8 protein-coding genes, 28 tRNA genes, 3 rRNA genes and 1 pseudogene are annotated in these 15360 nt (G+C 42.8%); 36 read left to right on the top strand and 4 right to left on the bottom strand.

Annotated elements, in window-relative coordinates; all coding sequences use genetic code 11:
* The first annotated feature begins 59 nt into the window (after nt 1–59).
* The 5 genes from FI644_RS08100 to FI644_RS08080 all read left to right on the top strand — a co-directional run bounded on the left by FI644_RS08100 (nt 60) and on the right by FI644_RS08080 (nt 483).
* Nucleotides 60–134: transfer RNA gene (locus FI644_RS08100), tRNA-Gln, on the top strand.
* 11 nt (nt 135–145) lie between these two features.
* Nucleotides 146–219, top strand: a tRNA-Cys gene (locus FI644_RS08095).
* 10 nt (nt 220–229) lie between these two features.
* A tRNA-Gly gene (locus tag FI644_RS08090) sits at nt 230–303 on the top strand.
* A gap of 16 nt (nt 304–319) precedes the next feature.
* A tRNA-Ile gene (locus FI644_RS08085) sits at nt 320–396 on the top strand.
* 15 nt (nt 397–411) lie between these two features.
* Nucleotides 412–483, top strand: a tRNA-Asn gene (locus FI644_RS08080).
* A gap of 528 nt (nt 484–1011) precedes the next feature.
* On the opposite strand, the gene FI644_RS08075 is transcribed toward FI644_RS08080, so the two are convergent.
* The 3 genes from FI644_RS08075 to FI644_RS08065 form a co-directional block, all read right to left on the bottom strand.
* Nucleotides 1012–1506, bottom strand: a complete 495-nt coding sequence (locus FI644_RS08075) for a DinB family protein (protein ID WP_142108218.1) — start codon at nt 1504–1506, stop codon at nt 1012–1014.
* 18 nt (nt 1507–1524) lie between these two features.
* Nucleotides 1525–2127 carry a DedA family protein gene (locus tag FI644_RS08070; protein ID WP_142108217.1) on the bottom strand — a complete coding sequence of 201 codons (603 nt, stop codon included), beginning with the start codon at nt 2125–2127 and terminating at the stop codon, nt 1525–1527.
* Nucleotides 2128–2252: 125 nt separating this feature from the next.
* On the bottom strand, nt 2253–2603 hold the full coding sequence (locus tag FI644_RS08065; protein ID WP_053477956.1) for a VOC family protein: 351 nt from the start codon (nt 2601–2603) through the stop codon (nt 2253–2255).
* 223 nt (nt 2604–2826) lie between these two features.
* Here FI644_RS08065 and FI644_RS08060 point away from each other — a divergent pair, with 223 nt between their 5' ends.
* From FI644_RS08060 to FI644_RS07910, 31 genes are all read left to right on the top strand, one after another.
* A complete protein-coding gene (locus tag FI644_RS08060; protein ID WP_142108216.1) occupies nt 2827–3414 on the top strand; it encodes a TetR/AcrR family transcriptional regulator in 588 nt (195 codons plus the stop codon).
* On the top strand, nt 3415–3813 hold the full coding sequence (locus tag FI644_RS08055) for a DUF5367 family protein (protein ID WP_142108215.1): 399 nt from the start codon (nt 3415–3417) through the stop codon (nt 3811–3813).
* 195 nt (nt 3814–4008) lie between these two features.
* On the top strand, nt 4009–4578 hold the full coding sequence (locus FI644_RS08050; protein WP_053477959.1) for a sigma-70 family RNA polymerase sigma factor: 570 nt from the start codon (nt 4009–4011) through the stop codon (nt 4576–4578).
* Nucleotides 4563–5942 (top strand): DUF4179 domain-containing protein, encoded by a 1380-nt coding sequence (locus FI644_RS08045; protein ID WP_142108214.1) that lies wholly within the window; start codon nt 4563–4565, stop codon nt 5940–5942. The genes FI644_RS08050 and FI644_RS08045 overlap by 16 nt, the downstream gene beginning before the upstream one ends.
* A 123-nt stretch (nt 5943–6065) precedes the next feature.
* Complete coding sequence (locus tag FI644_RS08040) at nt 6066–6635, top strand: histidine phosphatase family protein (protein WP_246067039.1); 570 nt, start codon at nt 6066–6068, stop codon at nt 6633–6635.
* 639 nt (nt 6636–7274) lie between these two features.
* Nucleotides 7275–8825, top strand: a 16S ribosomal RNA gene (locus tag FI644_RS08035).
* Between the two features lie 311 nt (nt 8826–9136).
* Nucleotides 9137–12069, top strand: a 23S ribosomal RNA gene (locus tag FI644_RS08030).
* A gap of 64 nt (nt 12070–12133) precedes the next feature.
* A 5S ribosomal RNA gene (gene rrf / locus FI644_RS08025) occupies nt 12134–12250 on the top strand.
* Together the 16S, 23S and 5S rRNA genes with 23 tRNA genes alongside form the textbook arrangement of a ribosomal RNA operon.
* 43 nt (nt 12251–12293) lie before the next feature.
* A tRNA-Glu gene (locus FI644_RS08020) sits at nt 12294–12368 on the top strand.
* Nucleotides 12369–12372: 4 nt separating this feature from the next.
* A tRNA-Val gene (locus tag FI644_RS08015) sits at nt 12373–12448 on the top strand.
* A 12-nt stretch (nt 12449–12460) separates the two neighbouring features.
* Nucleotides 12461–12533 (top strand) — tRNA-Thr (locus FI644_RS08010).
* 168 nt (nt 12534–12701) lie between these two features.
* Nucleotides 12702–12777, top strand: a tRNA-Lys gene (locus FI644_RS08005).
* Between the two features lie 10 nt (nt 12778–12787).
* Nucleotides 12788–12869, top strand: a tRNA-Leu gene (locus FI644_RS08000).
* 11 nt (nt 12870–12880) lie between these two features.
* Nucleotides 12881–12955: transfer RNA gene (locus FI644_RS07995), tRNA-Gly, on the top strand.
* Between the two features lie 7 nt (nt 12956–12962).
* A tRNA-Leu gene (locus FI644_RS07990) sits at nt 12963–13051 on the top strand.
* 12 nt (nt 13052–13063) lie between these two features.
* Nucleotides 13064–13140 (top strand) — tRNA-Arg (locus FI644_RS07985).
* Nucleotides 13141–13146: 6 nt separating this feature from the next.
* Nucleotides 13147–13223: transfer RNA gene (locus FI644_RS07980), tRNA-Pro, on the top strand.
* Between the two features lie 12 nt (nt 13224–13235).
* Nucleotides 13236–13311 (top strand) — tRNA-Ala (locus FI644_RS07975).
* Nucleotides 13312–13363: 52 nt separating this feature from the next.
* A tRNA-Ser gene (locus tag FI644_RS07970) sits at nt 13364–13456 on the top strand.
* Nucleotides 13457–13620: 164 nt separating this feature from the next.
* Nucleotides 13621–13694: transfer RNA gene (locus FI644_RS07965), tRNA-Met, on the top strand.
* A 3-nt stretch (nt 13695–13697) separates the two neighbouring features.
* Nucleotides 13698–13774, top strand: a tRNA-Asp gene (locus tag FI644_RS07960).
* A 46-nt stretch (nt 13775–13820) separates the two neighbouring features.
* Nucleotides 13821–13896: transfer RNA gene (locus tag FI644_RS07955), tRNA-Phe, on the top strand.
* A 34-nt stretch (nt 13897–13930) separates the two neighbouring features.
* Nucleotides 13931–14014, top strand: a tRNA-Tyr gene (locus FI644_RS07950).
* A gap of 17 nt (nt 14015–14031) precedes the next feature.
* Nucleotides 14032–14107, top strand: a tRNA-His gene (locus tag FI644_RS07945).
* 72 nt (nt 14108–14179) lie between these two features.
* A tRNA-Gln gene (locus FI644_RS07940) sits at nt 14180–14254 on the top strand.
* Nucleotides 14255–14265: 11 nt separating this feature from the next.
* Nucleotides 14266–14339: transfer RNA gene (locus tag FI644_RS07935), tRNA-Cys, on the top strand.
* Between the two features lie 10 nt (nt 14340–14349).
* Nucleotides 14350–14423: transfer RNA gene (locus tag FI644_RS07930), tRNA-Gly, on the top strand.
* A gap of 16 nt (nt 14424–14439) precedes the next feature.
* Nucleotides 14440–14516, top strand: a tRNA-Ile gene (locus FI644_RS07925).
* 15 nt (nt 14517–14531) lie between these two features.
* Nucleotides 14532–14606 (top strand) — tRNA-Asn (locus FI644_RS07920).
* Nucleotides 14607–14617: 11 nt separating this feature from the next.
* A tRNA-Ser gene (locus tag FI644_RS07915) sits at nt 14618–14708 on the top strand.
* A gap of 12 nt (nt 14709–14720) precedes the next feature.
* Nucleotides 14721–14794: transfer RNA gene (locus tag FI644_RS07910), tRNA-Arg, on the top strand.
* Nucleotides 14795–14992: 198 nt separating this feature from the next.
* On the opposite strand, the pseudogene FI644_RS26810 reads toward FI644_RS07910, so the two are convergent.
* Nucleotides 14993–15259: pseudogene (locus FI644_RS26810) on the bottom strand (GNAT family N-acetyltransferase); the annotation flags it as partial.
* Nucleotides 15260–15360: the final 101 nt, after the last annotated feature.

Genomic DNA, 15360 nt, shown 5'->3' with positions numbered 1-15360 from the left:
TGTAGAATTGGTTAGATCATGTAGTTTTTTCAATGATGTAATTGATGATGAAATTTCAATGGGCTATAGCCAAGCGGTAAGGCATCGCACTTTGACTGCGACATGCGTTGGTTCGAATCCAGCTAGCCCAGCCATTATTTTTTAAGGCGGCATAGCCAAGTGGTAAGGCAGAGGTCTGCAAAACCTTTATCACCGGTTCAAATCCGGTTGCTGCCTCCAATTTTAATATGCGGGTGTAGTTTAGTGGTAAAACCACAGCCTTCCAAGCTGTTGTCGAGGGTTCGATTCCCTTCACCCGCTCCATTATTTATAATATAATGGGCCTATAGCTCAGCTGGTTAGAGCGCACGCCTGATAAGCGTGAGGTCGATGGTTCGAGTCCATTTAGGCCCACCATAAATGATTTATTATTCCGCAGTAGCTCAGTGGTAGAGCTATCGGCTGTTAACCGATCGGTCGTAGGTTCGAGTCCTACCTGCGGAGTCAATTTTATATTTGAAGAAGCACAGTGTCGTAGAGCTATGCGGTTTTGGACGAAAAATATTTATACTATTTATAAGGATTAACTAACATGTCTTTTTGGAAAGTTAGTAATCCTTTGTTGTTTATTCTAGAAAAGTATACAGATATGGTTTAACAGTCTGGATCTCTATTTTTGATTATCAATGTTCTAATATATGCTATATTTTTCATAGGTTATATATGGAGAAATTGCAATAGCAGGGGATATATAAATGGAGGCATTTCAATAATCCCGTTTTTATTATTGTTTATTTTGGTGTTCTTGGTTTAGTAATTTGGTTTGCAGCTACCTTTATTTAAGCCCAAAAAGAAAGAAATATAATTCTCAAATGAATTTCTAATAAGCTCGGCGGTCTTACTATTGATAAAAAGGAATAGGATTAATGTTTTTTGAAAAAGTATCATTAATAATTGCATAGGAATATTGAATAATTAATGCCCAATTTCACAGAGTTTTATTGCGAAATTGGGCTTTTTGTTTATTATCAATTAGTCATTACTAATATTTTTAGCATCCCAGCTTTGTTGTAGCTTTCGAATATAAATGATTTGACCAATATGATAGGCATTATGGGTAGTTGCATTCCCAAGTACCTCCCACCATTTCACTTTTTCAGGGAATCCGTATACATCACTTTCTACTTTTTCAGCTGTTAGAAGATCCTGCCACTGTAAAAGGATAAGCAGTAAGCGTTCTTTTAGGTTCTGAAAACTTTGATTATCCGGGATAATGAAGCTTTCATTATTATTATCTAATGGCGAAACAGCTTTGACATTTGATTCTTTGTATCTCGTTTGCCATGTTTCATTCCAATAAAGTAAATGCTGTACAATTTCAGCGATACTATGACAATCCTTGTTAGGCTTCCAAAAAGCTTCTTTTTCTGTTAAATGTTCAACTGAGTCAGTAAATGGAAGATACCAGCTAGGATCATTTGCATTTGCTAATAGCTGATCGGCTATAACATCTTTAACATGAAACATTTAAACCACACTCTTTCGTTATAAATTTTCAGCTTTCTTATGCTGACGATGACCATATGACTTCCAACTAATAAATAGAATGGTAACAATGATCAACCCTAACAGCAGGAATGTCTGATAATTTGTAACCATTTTTATAATTGATTCGGTATCACCTTTGTAAAATTGTCCGATGCTTAAAAACAGAAAGGTAGTAGGAGCGATTCCAATCATAGTGAGTAAAGTATATAGATGAAGTTTCATATTAGACATGCCAGCTAGGAAAGGAACAATATTTCCTAAATGAAGAGGACTTGAAATAGCAACACTCCATACGCCATACTTGCTGAAAGATGCTTTTGCTCTTGCTAAACTTTCTTTCTTTGCTGCACTTAATCTGTTTTCAACGGAGTTGCCAAGTTTATAGCCAATATAATAGGGTATATAGCTGCCAATTGCATACAAAAAGCTTCCTAGCAGCGAAATACAGCCAATTTCAAACCATGTTAAATCAATGATAAAGCCAATGGTTACAATAAAGAATGTACCGATAAAGGGGAACGCACTTCCTTCAATAAACAAGGAAAGAAGAACACCTGCAATTCCCCAACTTTCTATAAGACTCAATAAGATTTCAGTCATCACTCTCACTCCAAGTTTAAAAAACGAATACTTAAAGCATAAAGGATCTTTAAAAAATCAAATAGATGCTGAAGAAGTAAGTTCAACTAAGTCTTAAGAAGTAGAAGGGGATGCAGTTACCTCGTTTATTTTTTTTGAATAAGGGCGAACCCAAGCCCGGTTGGATCAACTAAATAAGCAAGATAAAAATGGTCAAATTCCATTTTGTCTCGTACAATGATAGCTCCGTTATTTTTAGCATTAGATATAGCTGTATTAATTGAATCCACTTCAATTTGTATGCGTGTGCCGTGAGGATAATCATGCGGACCTTTTGCAATCCCGCCATTCATTCCATTCTGAGCATCCTTACCTGTTGATACTTCCCGATAATCCCAATGAGGCTCTGCGATCTCCCAGCCAAAGACAGTAGAATAAAACTTTGCAGCTTTTTCGGGTTCCTGGCTATTTAGTTCAAATCCAATCACTTTTCCCACTCTATTTCCCTCTTTCCGTAAATTGTTTAAAGTCAATGCTTAAGTATTCTCCCTTTTCCAATAAAACCCTTCAATAAAAGTTACTGCTTAGTTTTTAAAGTTTTGTGGTCTGCATCAAATATTGCGGTTTAGCATGTTTTTAAGGTTGAATGGCAAGAATTTTATGTATATTATTAAAAGTAGATTAAGTTAGTTAGTTGAATAACTAATAAGAGGTGATAAAATGGCTAAGCCGAATGTAATTAATAAAGGAGAATTAATCCATTTTGCAAAGCAATGTTTAGTTGATAGTGGGATAGAAAAGTTTACTTTAAGAGCAGTTGCAGAAAAAGCAGGCGTGACTCAAGGGACGGTTTATTATCACTTTAGAACGAAGGAGCAAATATTAGTAGATATTGTACAAGATATTTGTGAGAGTTCCTGGGAAGAAATATCACAGGTTAATGAAGGGATAATTAAACAATCATTACAATCAGCAAAAAGTCGTTGTAGAGAGGATTCATTTTTTCATAAATTATTTTTTTCATTAATGGTTGCGGGATTTAATAATCCAAAAATAAAAGATCATCTTGGAGATATTTTGATAAATGAAAATATGGCTTTATCTGAAAATCTTAAAAAGGTATGGAGCAAATCGCCAGTAGATGGAGTCTCCGTTGATACATGGGGAATATTATTTAATGCCATCGCAGACGGATTGGCGATTCAGGCCCTTTTGAACAGAAAATTCTCAGTTGATAAGGTTTATGAGGAGCTAGAATATTTATTTGAAGGATTTACCAGTATGCATGCAGAGGAGGATAATAGATAAATGAAGGGGCACTTTTTAACTGTATTATGGGGAGTGATCGTATGGTTCTTAGCCACTTTGTTTTTTGTTCTATTTGGGAAACAAGTTCTCTTTAGTCCTGGCACAGCTTCATTTGTCATTAGTACACTTATATTAATTGCTGGCACAGGGGTATTATTGTTTGCTGTTACTTCTCTATACCTTTTTTTTGATCGATCAAAAAACGCAGCCATTAAATTTGGAATTATTGGTACAATCATAGGTCTATCATTAGACACATTCTCCATAGCTTACCACCAAATTATTTTTCCTGAATTAAGCCATTCGCAGATTATCGCATTTACGGTATGGATGTCCTTTGCGTATGCTTTATATTTAATCATTCCTATATTAATAAATGAAGTTAAAAAGAGAGACTAAGGTTCCCCGTCCCTGCCCGAACTGATGCAGTAGTGTATAGATGCAAGTTCGTTTTACGATAGAATCTGAGTAGAATTTAGTACCATAACAATTAGAAGGTACGTGCTAATCTGTACGGATCTTTTTTTTTGTAAAAATGAAACCAGACTGAGTGGTACATCGTCTAAGTACGAATTCTATAAAGGGGGGATAGTCTTGTATATAGAAGAGAAAAGTGAATCATATTATGCACTTACAAAGGAAAAAACGATAGATGCTGTTATAGAGGGGTTAATGACAGAGTATGGCACAGAATTAACCTCACTTGCTTTCTCTTATGTGAAGGACGCTACACAAGCAAAGGATATCGTGCAAATGGTTTTTATTAGCTGTTATCAGAATCTTCATAAGTTCAAAGGAGAATCATCTGTAAAAACATGGCTATACAGAATTACGATAAACCAATGTAAAGATTATTTGAAAAGCAGTTATTTCAGAAGAATTTTTTCATTTGCCAAGCTGGAAAAAGAGGAGCATACAGAATTAAATCCTGAAGTAAATTTACTGTATAAGGACCGGGAAACTCGAGTGAAAAAGATCGTTCTATCTTTAAGTCCTAAGTATAAAGAAATTATTTTTCTATATTACTATAAGGATTTTTCGGTAGAAGAAATATCTGCAATTCTAAAGATTTCTGCGAATACAGTCAAAACAAGGCTGACACGGGGAAGAGAGCGGCTTAAGAAATTATTAGAAGAGGAGGGATACGAATGGGAGGATATTTGAACCACGATAAAAAAATACAAAGCAGTGAACTCTTTGAAGAGGTAGAATTTAATCGAGAAGATCAGCTGCAAGTATATGCTAAGCTCAAAGAGAAAAGAGACCGCCGAAGTGTTATTGGAAAAAAGAAAAAGGTATTATTACCGGCAGTTATCGTACTAATGATGGTAGGTGCAGCCATCTATATGCCAACTAACCCAGTATTGGCTTTAGTTAAACTACCTTTCTTTGAATCGATCTTTCAATTCTTGGGTGATGGAGGTCTTAAAGGGGCTGCTACTAAGGATAAACAAAATATCCAGCAGCAACAGAGTGAAAATGGCATCAGTATGGAAATTCAGGAAGCGGTTTATGATGGGATGAGGTTATCAATTAGTTATTCGATTAAGTCAGAAGAACCGATTAAGAATTTTAGTTCATATGATATTAATTTGCATTTCCCTAATGTTGGCAGGTTAATAGGCGGTCGTACTTCAAGTAATCAGTTCACGCAAGTTTCTGAGCATGAGGTGATTGGCTACTCAATGTTTACGTATGCAGTATCGGATATGCCGGATGAATTTAAGGCTGATTTTTTATACAAGGGTACTATTAATAATAGGCAGGAACAGAATTTTAAATTTATTTTCAAGATTCCAATTAAGAAGACACCTGAAATTAAGAAGGTTGCTTTTACTAAAAAAGCAAGCTATGAGGGAGAAGAACTTACATTAAAACAAATAACCTTAAGTCCTATCTCGACGGCTATTAAACTACAACATAAAGAACCATATCAGAACAAACTAGAAGATGATTGGTTGACTATCCGCCTGCTTGACCAAGAAGACAGAGTGATTAAAGAGGTTTCTAATTCTAGCTCTGGAGGGTGGGGTGGTACCCAAATTAAACAAGATAACCGTTGGTATTCATTAAGAGAAGCCACTTTGTTATTCGAACCACTGGACAAAGAAGTAGAAGAATTGAAGATCCAATTATTTAAAAATAAGAGTAATGAAGATTTAGTTATTCAGGAGCGGTTAGTTGAACTACCTGAAGCGAAGAACCAGCTGCTCAATCTAGGTGAAAGGGGTACAATGAAAATTACTGATATTAAGCAAGAAGATAATTCAGCAGTGATTAAGTATGAATATAAAAGCAGTTTTGCCTTTTATCAAAATTTCTCACCACTTGTGTTAAAAAGCGCAGAAGGCAATTGGCATCATGGCGTTGAAATGAAACGCGAGTATCTCGGTAATAACACTTATATAGTAGAAGAATTGTTTCTTGATTTACCTAAAGATAAGTTATTTGTTAGATATCTTCAGGAAAAAGCTCCTGAGGTTATAGAAGAGCTAGAAATAAAAGTATCAGCTGACGAAATGAGATAAGGAGTAGGGACGGGGACAGAAGGACTCTGTCCCTTTTTCACATTCATACGCAATAAAAAAAGGATGATTTGAAATATAATAGAAACAGTAAATAGATCCCCTTATAAAAAATAACAGGAGTATATGATGGAAATTTCATTAATCAGGCATGGAAAATCAAAGCAGATAGAAAACAACCGATTAACAAGTCAAGAATTTCAGGACTGGGTCAAAAAGTATGATACCAGTGGGGTTTTTAAAGAGAATAATTACCCAGAGAGAACGCTTGAAAAGGTAGCAGCAGCGAACCTGCTAGTTACGAGTGATCTAAAAAGGTCGATTGATTCTGCAAGTCTATTACATCAACAGAAAAGAGTCATTTCTGATTCCTTGTTTCGCGAAGCAGAATTACCTGTTCTATCAAGTAAATGGAGAGTAAAATTTAGTCCAAATAGCTGGGCCATTTTCTTAAGGTGCTTATGGTATAGTGGCTATGCAAGACAGTGTGAGTCTTTAGCGAATGCTAGACAGAGAGCCGAACGGGCAGCCATTCAATTAGTGAAGTATGCAGAAGAACATCATTCAGTCGTTTTAGTTGGACATGGATTTTTTAATCGATTAATAGCAGAAGAACTAGAGAATATGGGCTGGGAAGGCAATAGAAAAACAAGTGCAAAACACTGGAATTGTACAACGTACTCATTCAGCACTTAAAAGGAAAAACCTATTAGAAGAAACGGTTATTCCTAGTTTTATTCATTTATTAGGTAACTATATTAGCTTCCTTTGTCAGGAGTTAATTTTGCTTATTTCTTATTGAGAAAATAAGCTATATCGGAATCGTTTGATGACTGACAGATATTCACAAGTAAGTAGAGTTAAAAGATAATGAAAGAAAACCTCATTATATAGCAGGAGAGAAGGAGAAAAGCTTGAAACGTATTTAATATAAAAGTCGTCCGAGTTTAAAAGGGGTGATTGAGGTGTTTGAAAAAAGAGTGAGAGTATTATTTATTTGGAAAGGGGTTGACGCATCACAGGTTATTGTTTATACAAATATATTTGGTAATACTATTGACTTCTATAAAATAGAATATTAATATAGTAAATCTCAGCTAGAAGAAAAAATGCAAAATAAGTTTTATCTTCTTGTAGTTGACGAGCTCTAGTAATCTATGGTAAAATCAAATTCCTCTGTTGATGAAACAGAAGAATATTTCAAAAAAGCATTTGACACTATTGAAATAAAATGATATATTAGTATCCTGTCACAAAATAGTTCTTTGAAAACTAAACAAAGCAAAAACGTCAACGTTTAATTCAAGTAGTAAACTTAAGAGCTAATCTTACTCTTTATTGGAGAGTTTGATCCTGGCTCAGGACGAACGCTGGCGGCGTGCCTAATACATGCAAGTCGAGCGAATCTGAGGGAGCTTGCTCCCAAAGATTAGCGGCGGACGGGTGAGTAACACGTGGGCAACCTGCCTGTAAGACTGGGATAACTTCGGGAAACCGGAGCTAATACCGGATAATCCTTTTCTACTCATGTAGAAAAGCTGAAAGATGGCTTCGGCTATCACTTACAGATGGGCCCGCGGCGCATTAGCTAGTTGGTGAGGTAACGGCTTACCAAGGCGACGATGCGTAGCCGACCTGAGAGGGTGATCGGCCACACTGGGACTGAGACACGGCCCAGACTCCTACGGGAGGCAGCAGTAGGGAATCTTCCGCAATGGACGAAAGTCTGACGGAGCAACGCCGCGTGAGTGATGAAGGTTTTCGGATCGTAAAACTCTGTTGTTAGGGAAGAACAAGTACCGTTCGAATAGGGCGGTACCTTGACGGTACCTAACCAGAAAGCCACGGCTAACTACGTGCCAGCAGCCGCGGTAATACGTAGGTGGCAAGCGTTGTCCGGAATTATTGGGCGTAAAGCGCGCGCAGGTGGTTTCTTAAGTCTGATGTGAAAGCCCCCGGCTCAACCGGGGAGGGTCATTGGAAACTGGGAGACTTGAGTGCAGAAGAGGAAAGTGGAATTCCAAGTGTAGCGGTGAAATGCGTAGAGATTTGGAGGAACACCAGTGGCGAAGGCGACTTTCTGGTCTGTAACTGACACTGAGGCGCGAAAGCGTGGGGAGCGAACAGGATTAGATACCCTGGTAGTCCACGCCGTAAACGATGAGTGCTAAGTGTTAGAGGGTTTCCGCCCTTTAGTGCTGCAGCAAACGCATTAAGCACTCCGCCTGGGGAGTACGGCCGCAAGGCTGAAACTCAAAGGAATTGACGGGGGCCCGCACAAGCGGTGGAGCATGTGGTTTAATTCGAAGCAACGCGAAGAACCTTACCAGGTCTTGACATCCTCTGACAATCCTAGAGATAGGACGTTCCCCTTCGGGGGACAGAGTGACAGGTGGTGCATGGTTGTCGTCAGCTCGTGTCGTGAGATGTTGGGTTAAGTCCCGCAACGAGCGCAACCCTTGATCTTAGTTGCCAGCATTCAGTTGGGCACTCTAAGGTGACTGCCGGTGACAAACCGGAGGAAGGTGGGGATGACGTCAAATCATCATGCCCCTTATGACCTGGGCTACACACGTGCTACAATGGATGGTACAAAGGGCTGCAAGACCGCGAGGTTTAGCCAATCCCATAAAACCATTCTCAGTTCGGATTGCAGGCTGCAACTCGCCTGCATGAAGCCGGAATCGCTAGTAATCGCGGATCAGCATGCCGCGGTGAATACGTTCCCGGGCCTTGTACACACCGCCCGTCACACCACGAGAGTTTGTAACACCCGAAGTCGGTGGGGTAACCGCAAGGAGCCAGCCGCCTAAGGTGGGACAGATGATTGGGGTGAAGTCGTAACAAGGTAGCCGTATCGGAAGGTGCGGCTGGATCACCTCCTTTCTAAGGATGAAATGAAGTCTATCTTCATTAAAAGACGTTTCTTGCTTTGTTTAGTTTTGAGAGAACTAACTCTCAAAACTTGTTCCTTGAAAACTAGATAACAAATTGACAAGACATCATAAAAGTAAGTTCTTTTTTAAACAAACTTAGGTTTTCTTTCTTATTTATAAGATTGTGAACCGTGAGGGAAATGAGAAGCGAACAGGTCGAGGAATCGAGCGAGGAAGCACCGGAACGTACGTAGTGTGTACGTGAGGATGCTGACGAACGAAGATGACGAAGAGATGTGAAGCTTATCGTTGACCGAACTAGGTTAAGTTAGAAAGGGCGCACGGTGAATGCCTAGGCACTAGGAGCCGATGAAGGACGGGACTAACACCGATATGCTTCGGGGAGCTGTAAGTAAGCTTTGATCCGGAGATTTCCGAATGGGGGAACCCTCTATCCGTAATGGGATAGAATCTTTACCTGAATACATAGGGTATTGAAGGCAGACCCGGGGAACTGAAACATCTAAGTACCCGGAGGAAGAGAAAGCAAACGCGATTCCCTGAGTAGCGGCGAGCGAAACGGGATTAGCCCAAACCAAGAGGCTTGCCTCTTGGGGTTGTAGGACACTCTACACGGAGTTACAAAGGAGCGAGGTAAATGAACAGGTCTGGAAAGGCCGGCCAGAGAAGGTAAAAGCCCTGTAGTTGAAACTTCGTTCCCTCCAGAGTGGATCCTGAGTACGGCGGGACACGAGAAATCCCGTCGGAAGCAGGGAGGACCATCTCCCAAGGCTAAATACTCCCTAGTGACCGATAGTGAACCAGTACCGTGAGGGAAAGGTGAAAAGCACCCCGGAAGGGGAGTGAAAGAGATCCTGAAACCGTGTGCCTACAAGTAGTTAGAGCCCGTTTATGGGTGATAGCGTGCCTTTTGTAGAATGAACCGGCGAGTTACGATTACATGCAAGGTTAAGTTGAATAGACGGAGCCGCAGCGAAAGCGAGTCTGAATAGGGCGAATGAGTATGTGGTCGTAGACCCGAAACCAGGTGATCTACCCATGTCCAGGTTGAAGTTCAGGTAACACTGAATGGAGGACCGAACCCACGCACGTTGAAAAGTGCGGGGATGAGGTGTGGGTAGCGGAGAAATTCCAATCGAACTTGGAGATAGCTGGTTCTCTCCGAAATAGCTTTAGGGCTAGCCTCATGTAGAAAGAGTCTTGGAGGTAGAGCACTGTTTGGACTAGGGGCCCCCATCGGGTTACCGAATTCAGACAAACTCCGAATGCCAAAGACTTATCCATGGGAGTCAGACTGCGAGTGATAAGATCCGTAGTCAAGAGGGAAACAGCCCAGACCACCAGCTAAGGTCCCAAAGTATACGTTAAGTGGAAAAGGATGTGGAGTTGCTTAGACAACCAGGATGTTGGCTTAGAAGCAGCCACCATTTAAAGAGTGCGTAATAGCTCACTGGTCGAGTGACTCTGCGCCGAAAATGTACCGGGGCTAAACGTATCACCGAAGCTGTGGATGGACATCTACGATGTCCGTGGTAGGAGAGCGTTCTAAGGGCGTTGAAGCTAGACCGCAAGGACTGGTGGAGCGCTTAGAAGTGAGAATGCCGGTATGAGTAGCGAAAGATGGGTGAGAATCCCATCCACCGAATGCCTAAGGTTTCCTGAGGAAGGCTCGTCCGCTCAGGGTTAGTCGGGACCTAAGCCGAGGCTGAAAAGCGTAGGCGATGGACAACAGGTTGATATTCCTGTACCACCAAACTCCGTTTGAGCAATGGGGGGACGCAGGAGGATAGGGTAAGCGCACTGCTGGATATGTGCGTCTAAGCAGTTAGGCTGCAAGCGAGGAAAATCCCGTTTGCGTGAAGGCTGAGCTGTGACAGCGAGGGAAATATAGTACCGAAGTTCCTGATTCCACACTGCCAAGAAAAGCCTCTAGTGAGGATAAGGTGCCCGTACCGCAAACCGACACAGGTAGGCGAGGAGAGAATCCTAAGGTGAGCGAGAGAACTCTCGTTAAGGAACTCGGCAAAATGACCCCGTAACTTCGGGAGAAGGGGTGCTTTTTAGGGTGAATAGCCCTGAAAAGCCGCAGTGAATAGGCCCAGGCGACTGTTTAGCAAAAACACAGGTCTCTGCGAAGCCGCAAGGCGAAGTATAGGGGCTGACGCCTGCCCGGTGCTGGAAGGTTAAGAGGAGGGGTTAGCTCACGCGAAGCTCTGAATTGAAGCCCCAGTAAACGGCGGCCGTAACTATAACGGTCCTAAGGTAGCGAAATTCCTTGTCGGGTAAGTTCCGACCCGCACGAAAGGCGTAACGATCTGGGCACTGTCTCAACGAGAGACTCGGTGAAATTATAGTACCTGTGAAGATGCAGGTTACCCGCGACAGGACGGAAAGACCCCGTGGAGCTTTACTGTAGCCTGATATTGAATTTCGGTACAGCTTGTACAGGATAGGTAGGAGCCTTGGAAGCCGGAGCGCCAGCTTCGGTGGAGGCATCGGTGGGATACTACCCTGGCTGTATTGAAATTCTAACCCATGCCCCTGATCGGGGCAGGAGACAGTGTCAGGTGGGCAGTTTGACTGGGGCGGTCGCCTCCTAAAAAGTAACGGAGGCGCCCAAAGGTTCCCTCAGAATGGTTGGAAATCATTCGAAGAGTGTAAAGGCATAAGGGAGCTTGACTGCGAGACCTACAAGTCGAGCAGGGACGAAAGTCGGGCTTAGTGATCCGGTGGTTCCGCATGGAAGGGCCATCGCTCAACGGATAAAAGCTACCCCGGGGATAACAGGCTTATCTCCCCCAAGAGTCCACATCGACGGGGAGGTTTGGCACCTCGATGTCGGCTCATCGCATCCTGGGGCTGTAGTCGGTCCCAAGGGTTGGGCTGTTCGCCCATTAAAGCGGTACGCGAGCTGGGTTCAGAACGTCGTGAGACAGTTCGGTCCCTATCCGTCGTGGGCGCAGGAAATTTGAGAGGAGCTGTCCTTAGTACGAGAGGACCGGGATGGACGCACCGCTGGTGTACCAGTTGTTCTGCCAAGAGCATCGCTGGGTAGCTATGTGCGGAAGGGATAAGTGCTGAAAGCATCTAAGCATGAAGCCCCCCTCGAGATGAGATTTCCCATAGCGTCAAGCTAGTAAGACCCCTGAAAGATGATCAGGTTGATAGGTTTGAGGTGGAAGCGTGGTGACACGTGGAGCTGACAAATACTAATCGGTCGAGGACTTAACCAAAATGAATTACATGATGTCTGTCTGTTATCTAGTTTTGAAGGAATAATCCTTTAACTAAAAATAGTCTGGTGGCGATAGCGAGAAGGTCACACCCGTTCCCATCCCGAACACGGCAGTTAAGCTTCTCAGCGCCAATGGTAGTTAGGGGCTGTCCCCTTGTGAGAGTAGGACGCCGCCAGGCTAGGCCCTAATGTTGGGCTATTTTTTTCGTCTAATTTAATATGGGCCCCTTGGTCAAGCGGTTAAGACACCGCCCTTTCACGGCGGTAACACGGGTTCGAATCCCGTAGGGGTCACCATTTTGGAGGATTAGCTCAGCTGGGAGAGCATCTGCCTTACAAGCAGAGGGTCGGCGGTTCGATCCCGTCATCCTCCACCATAATTTTATTATGCCGGCCTAGCTCAATTGGTAGAGCAACTGACTTGTAATCAGTAGGTTGGGGGTTCAAGTCCTCTGGCCGGCATGTTTCCTAAAAAGATCCATTAGCTCAGTCGGTAGAGGATTGCGGAGACTTGCAGGTCGAAGCATTCATCCTTGAATAGCAAGTTGTAGCAATCTGTGACAAATCACGCAGGGATTTGGAACACAATTAGGACTGATATCAAAGATTAGGAAATAAAATTTCGTTTTGGAGCCATTAGCTCAGTCGGTAGAGCATCTGACTTTTAATCAGAGGGTCGAAGGTTCGAGTCCTTCATGGCTCACCATTTAAATAATGCGGGTGTGGCGGAACTGGCAGACGCACTAGACTTAGGATCTAGCGCCGCAAGGCGTGGGGGTTCGACTCCCTTCACCCGCATCATTTTATTTGCGGAAGTAGTTCAGTGGTAGAACACCACCTTGCCAAGGTGGGGGTCGCGGGTTCGAATCCCGTCTTCCGCTCCAATTATTTGCCGGGGTGGCGGAACTGGCAGACGCACAGGACTTAAAATCCTGCGGTAGGTGACTACCGTACCGGTTCGATTCCGGTCCTCGGCACCACTTTAAAAAATAGCGCCCGTAGCTCAATTGGATAGAGCGTCTGACTACGGATCAGAAGGTTATGGGTTCGACTCCTTTCGGGCGCGCCATAAAAACGGGAAGTAGCTCAGCTTGGTAGAGCACTTGGTTTGGGACCAAGGGGTCGCAGGTTCGAATCCTGTCTTCCCGACCATTCATATTTTATGGGGCCTTAGCTCAGCTGGGAGAGCGCCTGCCTTGCACGCAGGAGGTCAGCGGTTCGATCCCGCTAGGCTCCACCATAAACTTACTTCAAATAGGCAGTTCTATTTTAGCTGCTTTGTTTATTTTTTCGGAGGAATACCCAAGTCCGGCTGAAGGGATCGGTCTTGAAAACCGACAGGCGGGTCAAACCGCGCAGGGGTTCGAATCCCCTTTCCTCCTCCATTTAATTTAATATTACTATCGCGGGGTGGAGCACGATCGAAAACGCTTCGAAGGAATTACTTCAGCGCACCGATTGAGCTGCTGCTTGAATAATCTTCCCGAAATCGGGGCGGTTATTTTAACTGTAAGATAATAGCATAATTAAAAATTTATAGTATTACTATCGCGGGGTGGAGCAGTTCGGTAGCTCGTCGGGCTCATAACCCGAAGGTCGCAGGTTCAAATCCTGTCCCCGCAATATGGTCCGGTAGTTCAGTTGGTTAGAATGCCTGCCTGTCACGCAGGAGGTCGCGGGTTCGAGTCCCGTCCGGACCGCCATATTTTTTCCAGTAGGGACCTACTGTTAATATATAGTTTATTGTGTGGCTCAGTAGCTCAGTCGGTAGAGCAAAGGACTGAAAATCCTTGTGTCGGCGGTTCGATTCCGTCCTGAGCCACCATTTTTTTTATCCTTTTTTAACCTTCATTCAATATGGAGGGGTAGCGAAGTGGCTAAACGCGGCGGACTGTAAATCCGCTCCTTCGGGTTCGGCAGTTCGAATCTGCCCCCCTCCACCATTTTCATTCTAAATATGGCGGTTGTGGCGAAGTGGTTAACGCATCGGATTGTGGTTCCGACATTCGTGGGTTCGATTCCCATCAGCCGCCCCATTTGAGTAATTTATATAGAATTGGTTAGATCATGTAGATTTTTCAATGATGTAATTGATGATGATATTTCAATGGGCTATAGCCAAGCGGTAAGGCATCGCACTTTGACTGCGACATGCGTTGGTTCGAATCCAGCTAGCCCAGCCATTATTTTTTAAGGCGGCATAGCCAAGTGGTAAGGCAGAGGTCTGCAAAACCTTTATCACCGGTTCAAATCCGGTTGCTGCCTCCAATTTTAATATGCGGGTGTAGTTTAGTGGTAAAACCACAGCCTTCCAAGCTGTTGTCGAGGGTTCGATTCCCTTCACCCGCTCCATTATTTATAATATAATGGGCCTATAGCTCAGCTGGTTAGAGCGCACGCCTGATAAGCGTGAGGTCGATGGTTCGAGTCCATTTAGGCCCACCATAAATGATTTATTATTCCGCAGTAGCTCAGTGGTAGAGCTATCGGCTGTTAACCGATCGGTCGTAGGTTCGAGTCCTACCTGCGGAGCCATTTTTATAATTGGGGAAGTACTCAAGAGGCTGAAGAGGCGCCCCTGCTAAGGGTGTAGGTCGGGTAACCGGCGCGAGGGTTCAAATCCCTCCTTCTCCGCCATACATATATCATGCGCCTTTAGCTCAGCTGGATAGAGCATACGCCTTCTAAGCGTACGGTCAGAGGTTCGAATCCTCTAAGGCGCGTAAAAAAGTAATTCAAATAATAAGTAAAAGGATAGCTGACCATAGTGCATTAGTATGGTTAGCTATCCTTTTTTGCTGCCTGTTAATTTGGTACAATATTTCAAAATAGATCATTGAGGTGTTAGCAATCAATGTGCGGCCGATTCACTCTTACAGCAACATTCACTGAAATTATTCATTGATTTGAGATCGATGCTGCAATAGAAGAAGAATTATATAACCCAAACTACAATGTGGCCCCGTCACAATCTGTTTTATAATTCTCATGGACTGATAACCAGGCATTACACAAACTCCACATATAATGGCAGTAATAACACCATCAGAAATAACTTATCCTATCCTAACTAACTGTTTTTCATCAAAAGCGTACACTGCAAACCAGCTTTGTTTACACATTTTCTCTAAATCATTGAAAGTTAATTTTAGAGAATTCCAACCTAATGATTCATATATTTTCAACAATCCCTAAAAATTATCAGGGGGCTGAATCGTATAAACAATCTTATCCATATACATCCCTCCGTGTTTCTTTTTTTTCACACAACTACTTTTTATAAGGAAAT

The sequence above is a fragment of the Cytobacillus solani genome, from assembly GCF_006704205.1.
Lineage (GTDB): Bacteria > Bacillota > Bacilli > Bacillales > Cytobacillaceae > Cytobacillus > Cytobacillus solani.
Note: the sequence above shows the minus strand (reverse complement) of the source record. Positions and strands in the feature narration are given on the sequence as shown.

Coding starts and splice junctions, on each gene's coding strand:
- FI644_RS08045 (WP_142108214.1), top strand. CDS start 4,563: ATGGGAGGATATTTGAACCACGATAAAAAAATACAAAGCAGTGAACTC.
- FI644_RS08055 (WP_142108215.1), top strand. CDS start 3,415: ATGAAGGGGCACTTTTTAACTGTATTATGGGGAGTGATCGTATGGTTC.
- FI644_RS08040 (WP_246067039.1), top strand. CDS start 6,066: ATGATGGAAATTTCATTAATCAGGCATGGAAAATCAAAGCAGATAGAA.
- FI644_RS08075 (WP_142108218.1), bottom strand. CDS start 1,506: ATGTTTCATGTTAAAGATGTTATAGCCGATCAGCTATTAGCAAATGCA.
- FI644_RS08060 (WP_142108216.1), top strand. CDS start 2,827: ATGGCTAAGCCGAATGTAATTAATAAAGGAGAATTAATCCATTTTGCA.
- FI644_RS08070 (WP_142108217.1), bottom strand. CDS start 2,127: ATGACTGAAATCTTATTGAGTCTTATAGAAAGTTGGGGAATTGCAGGT.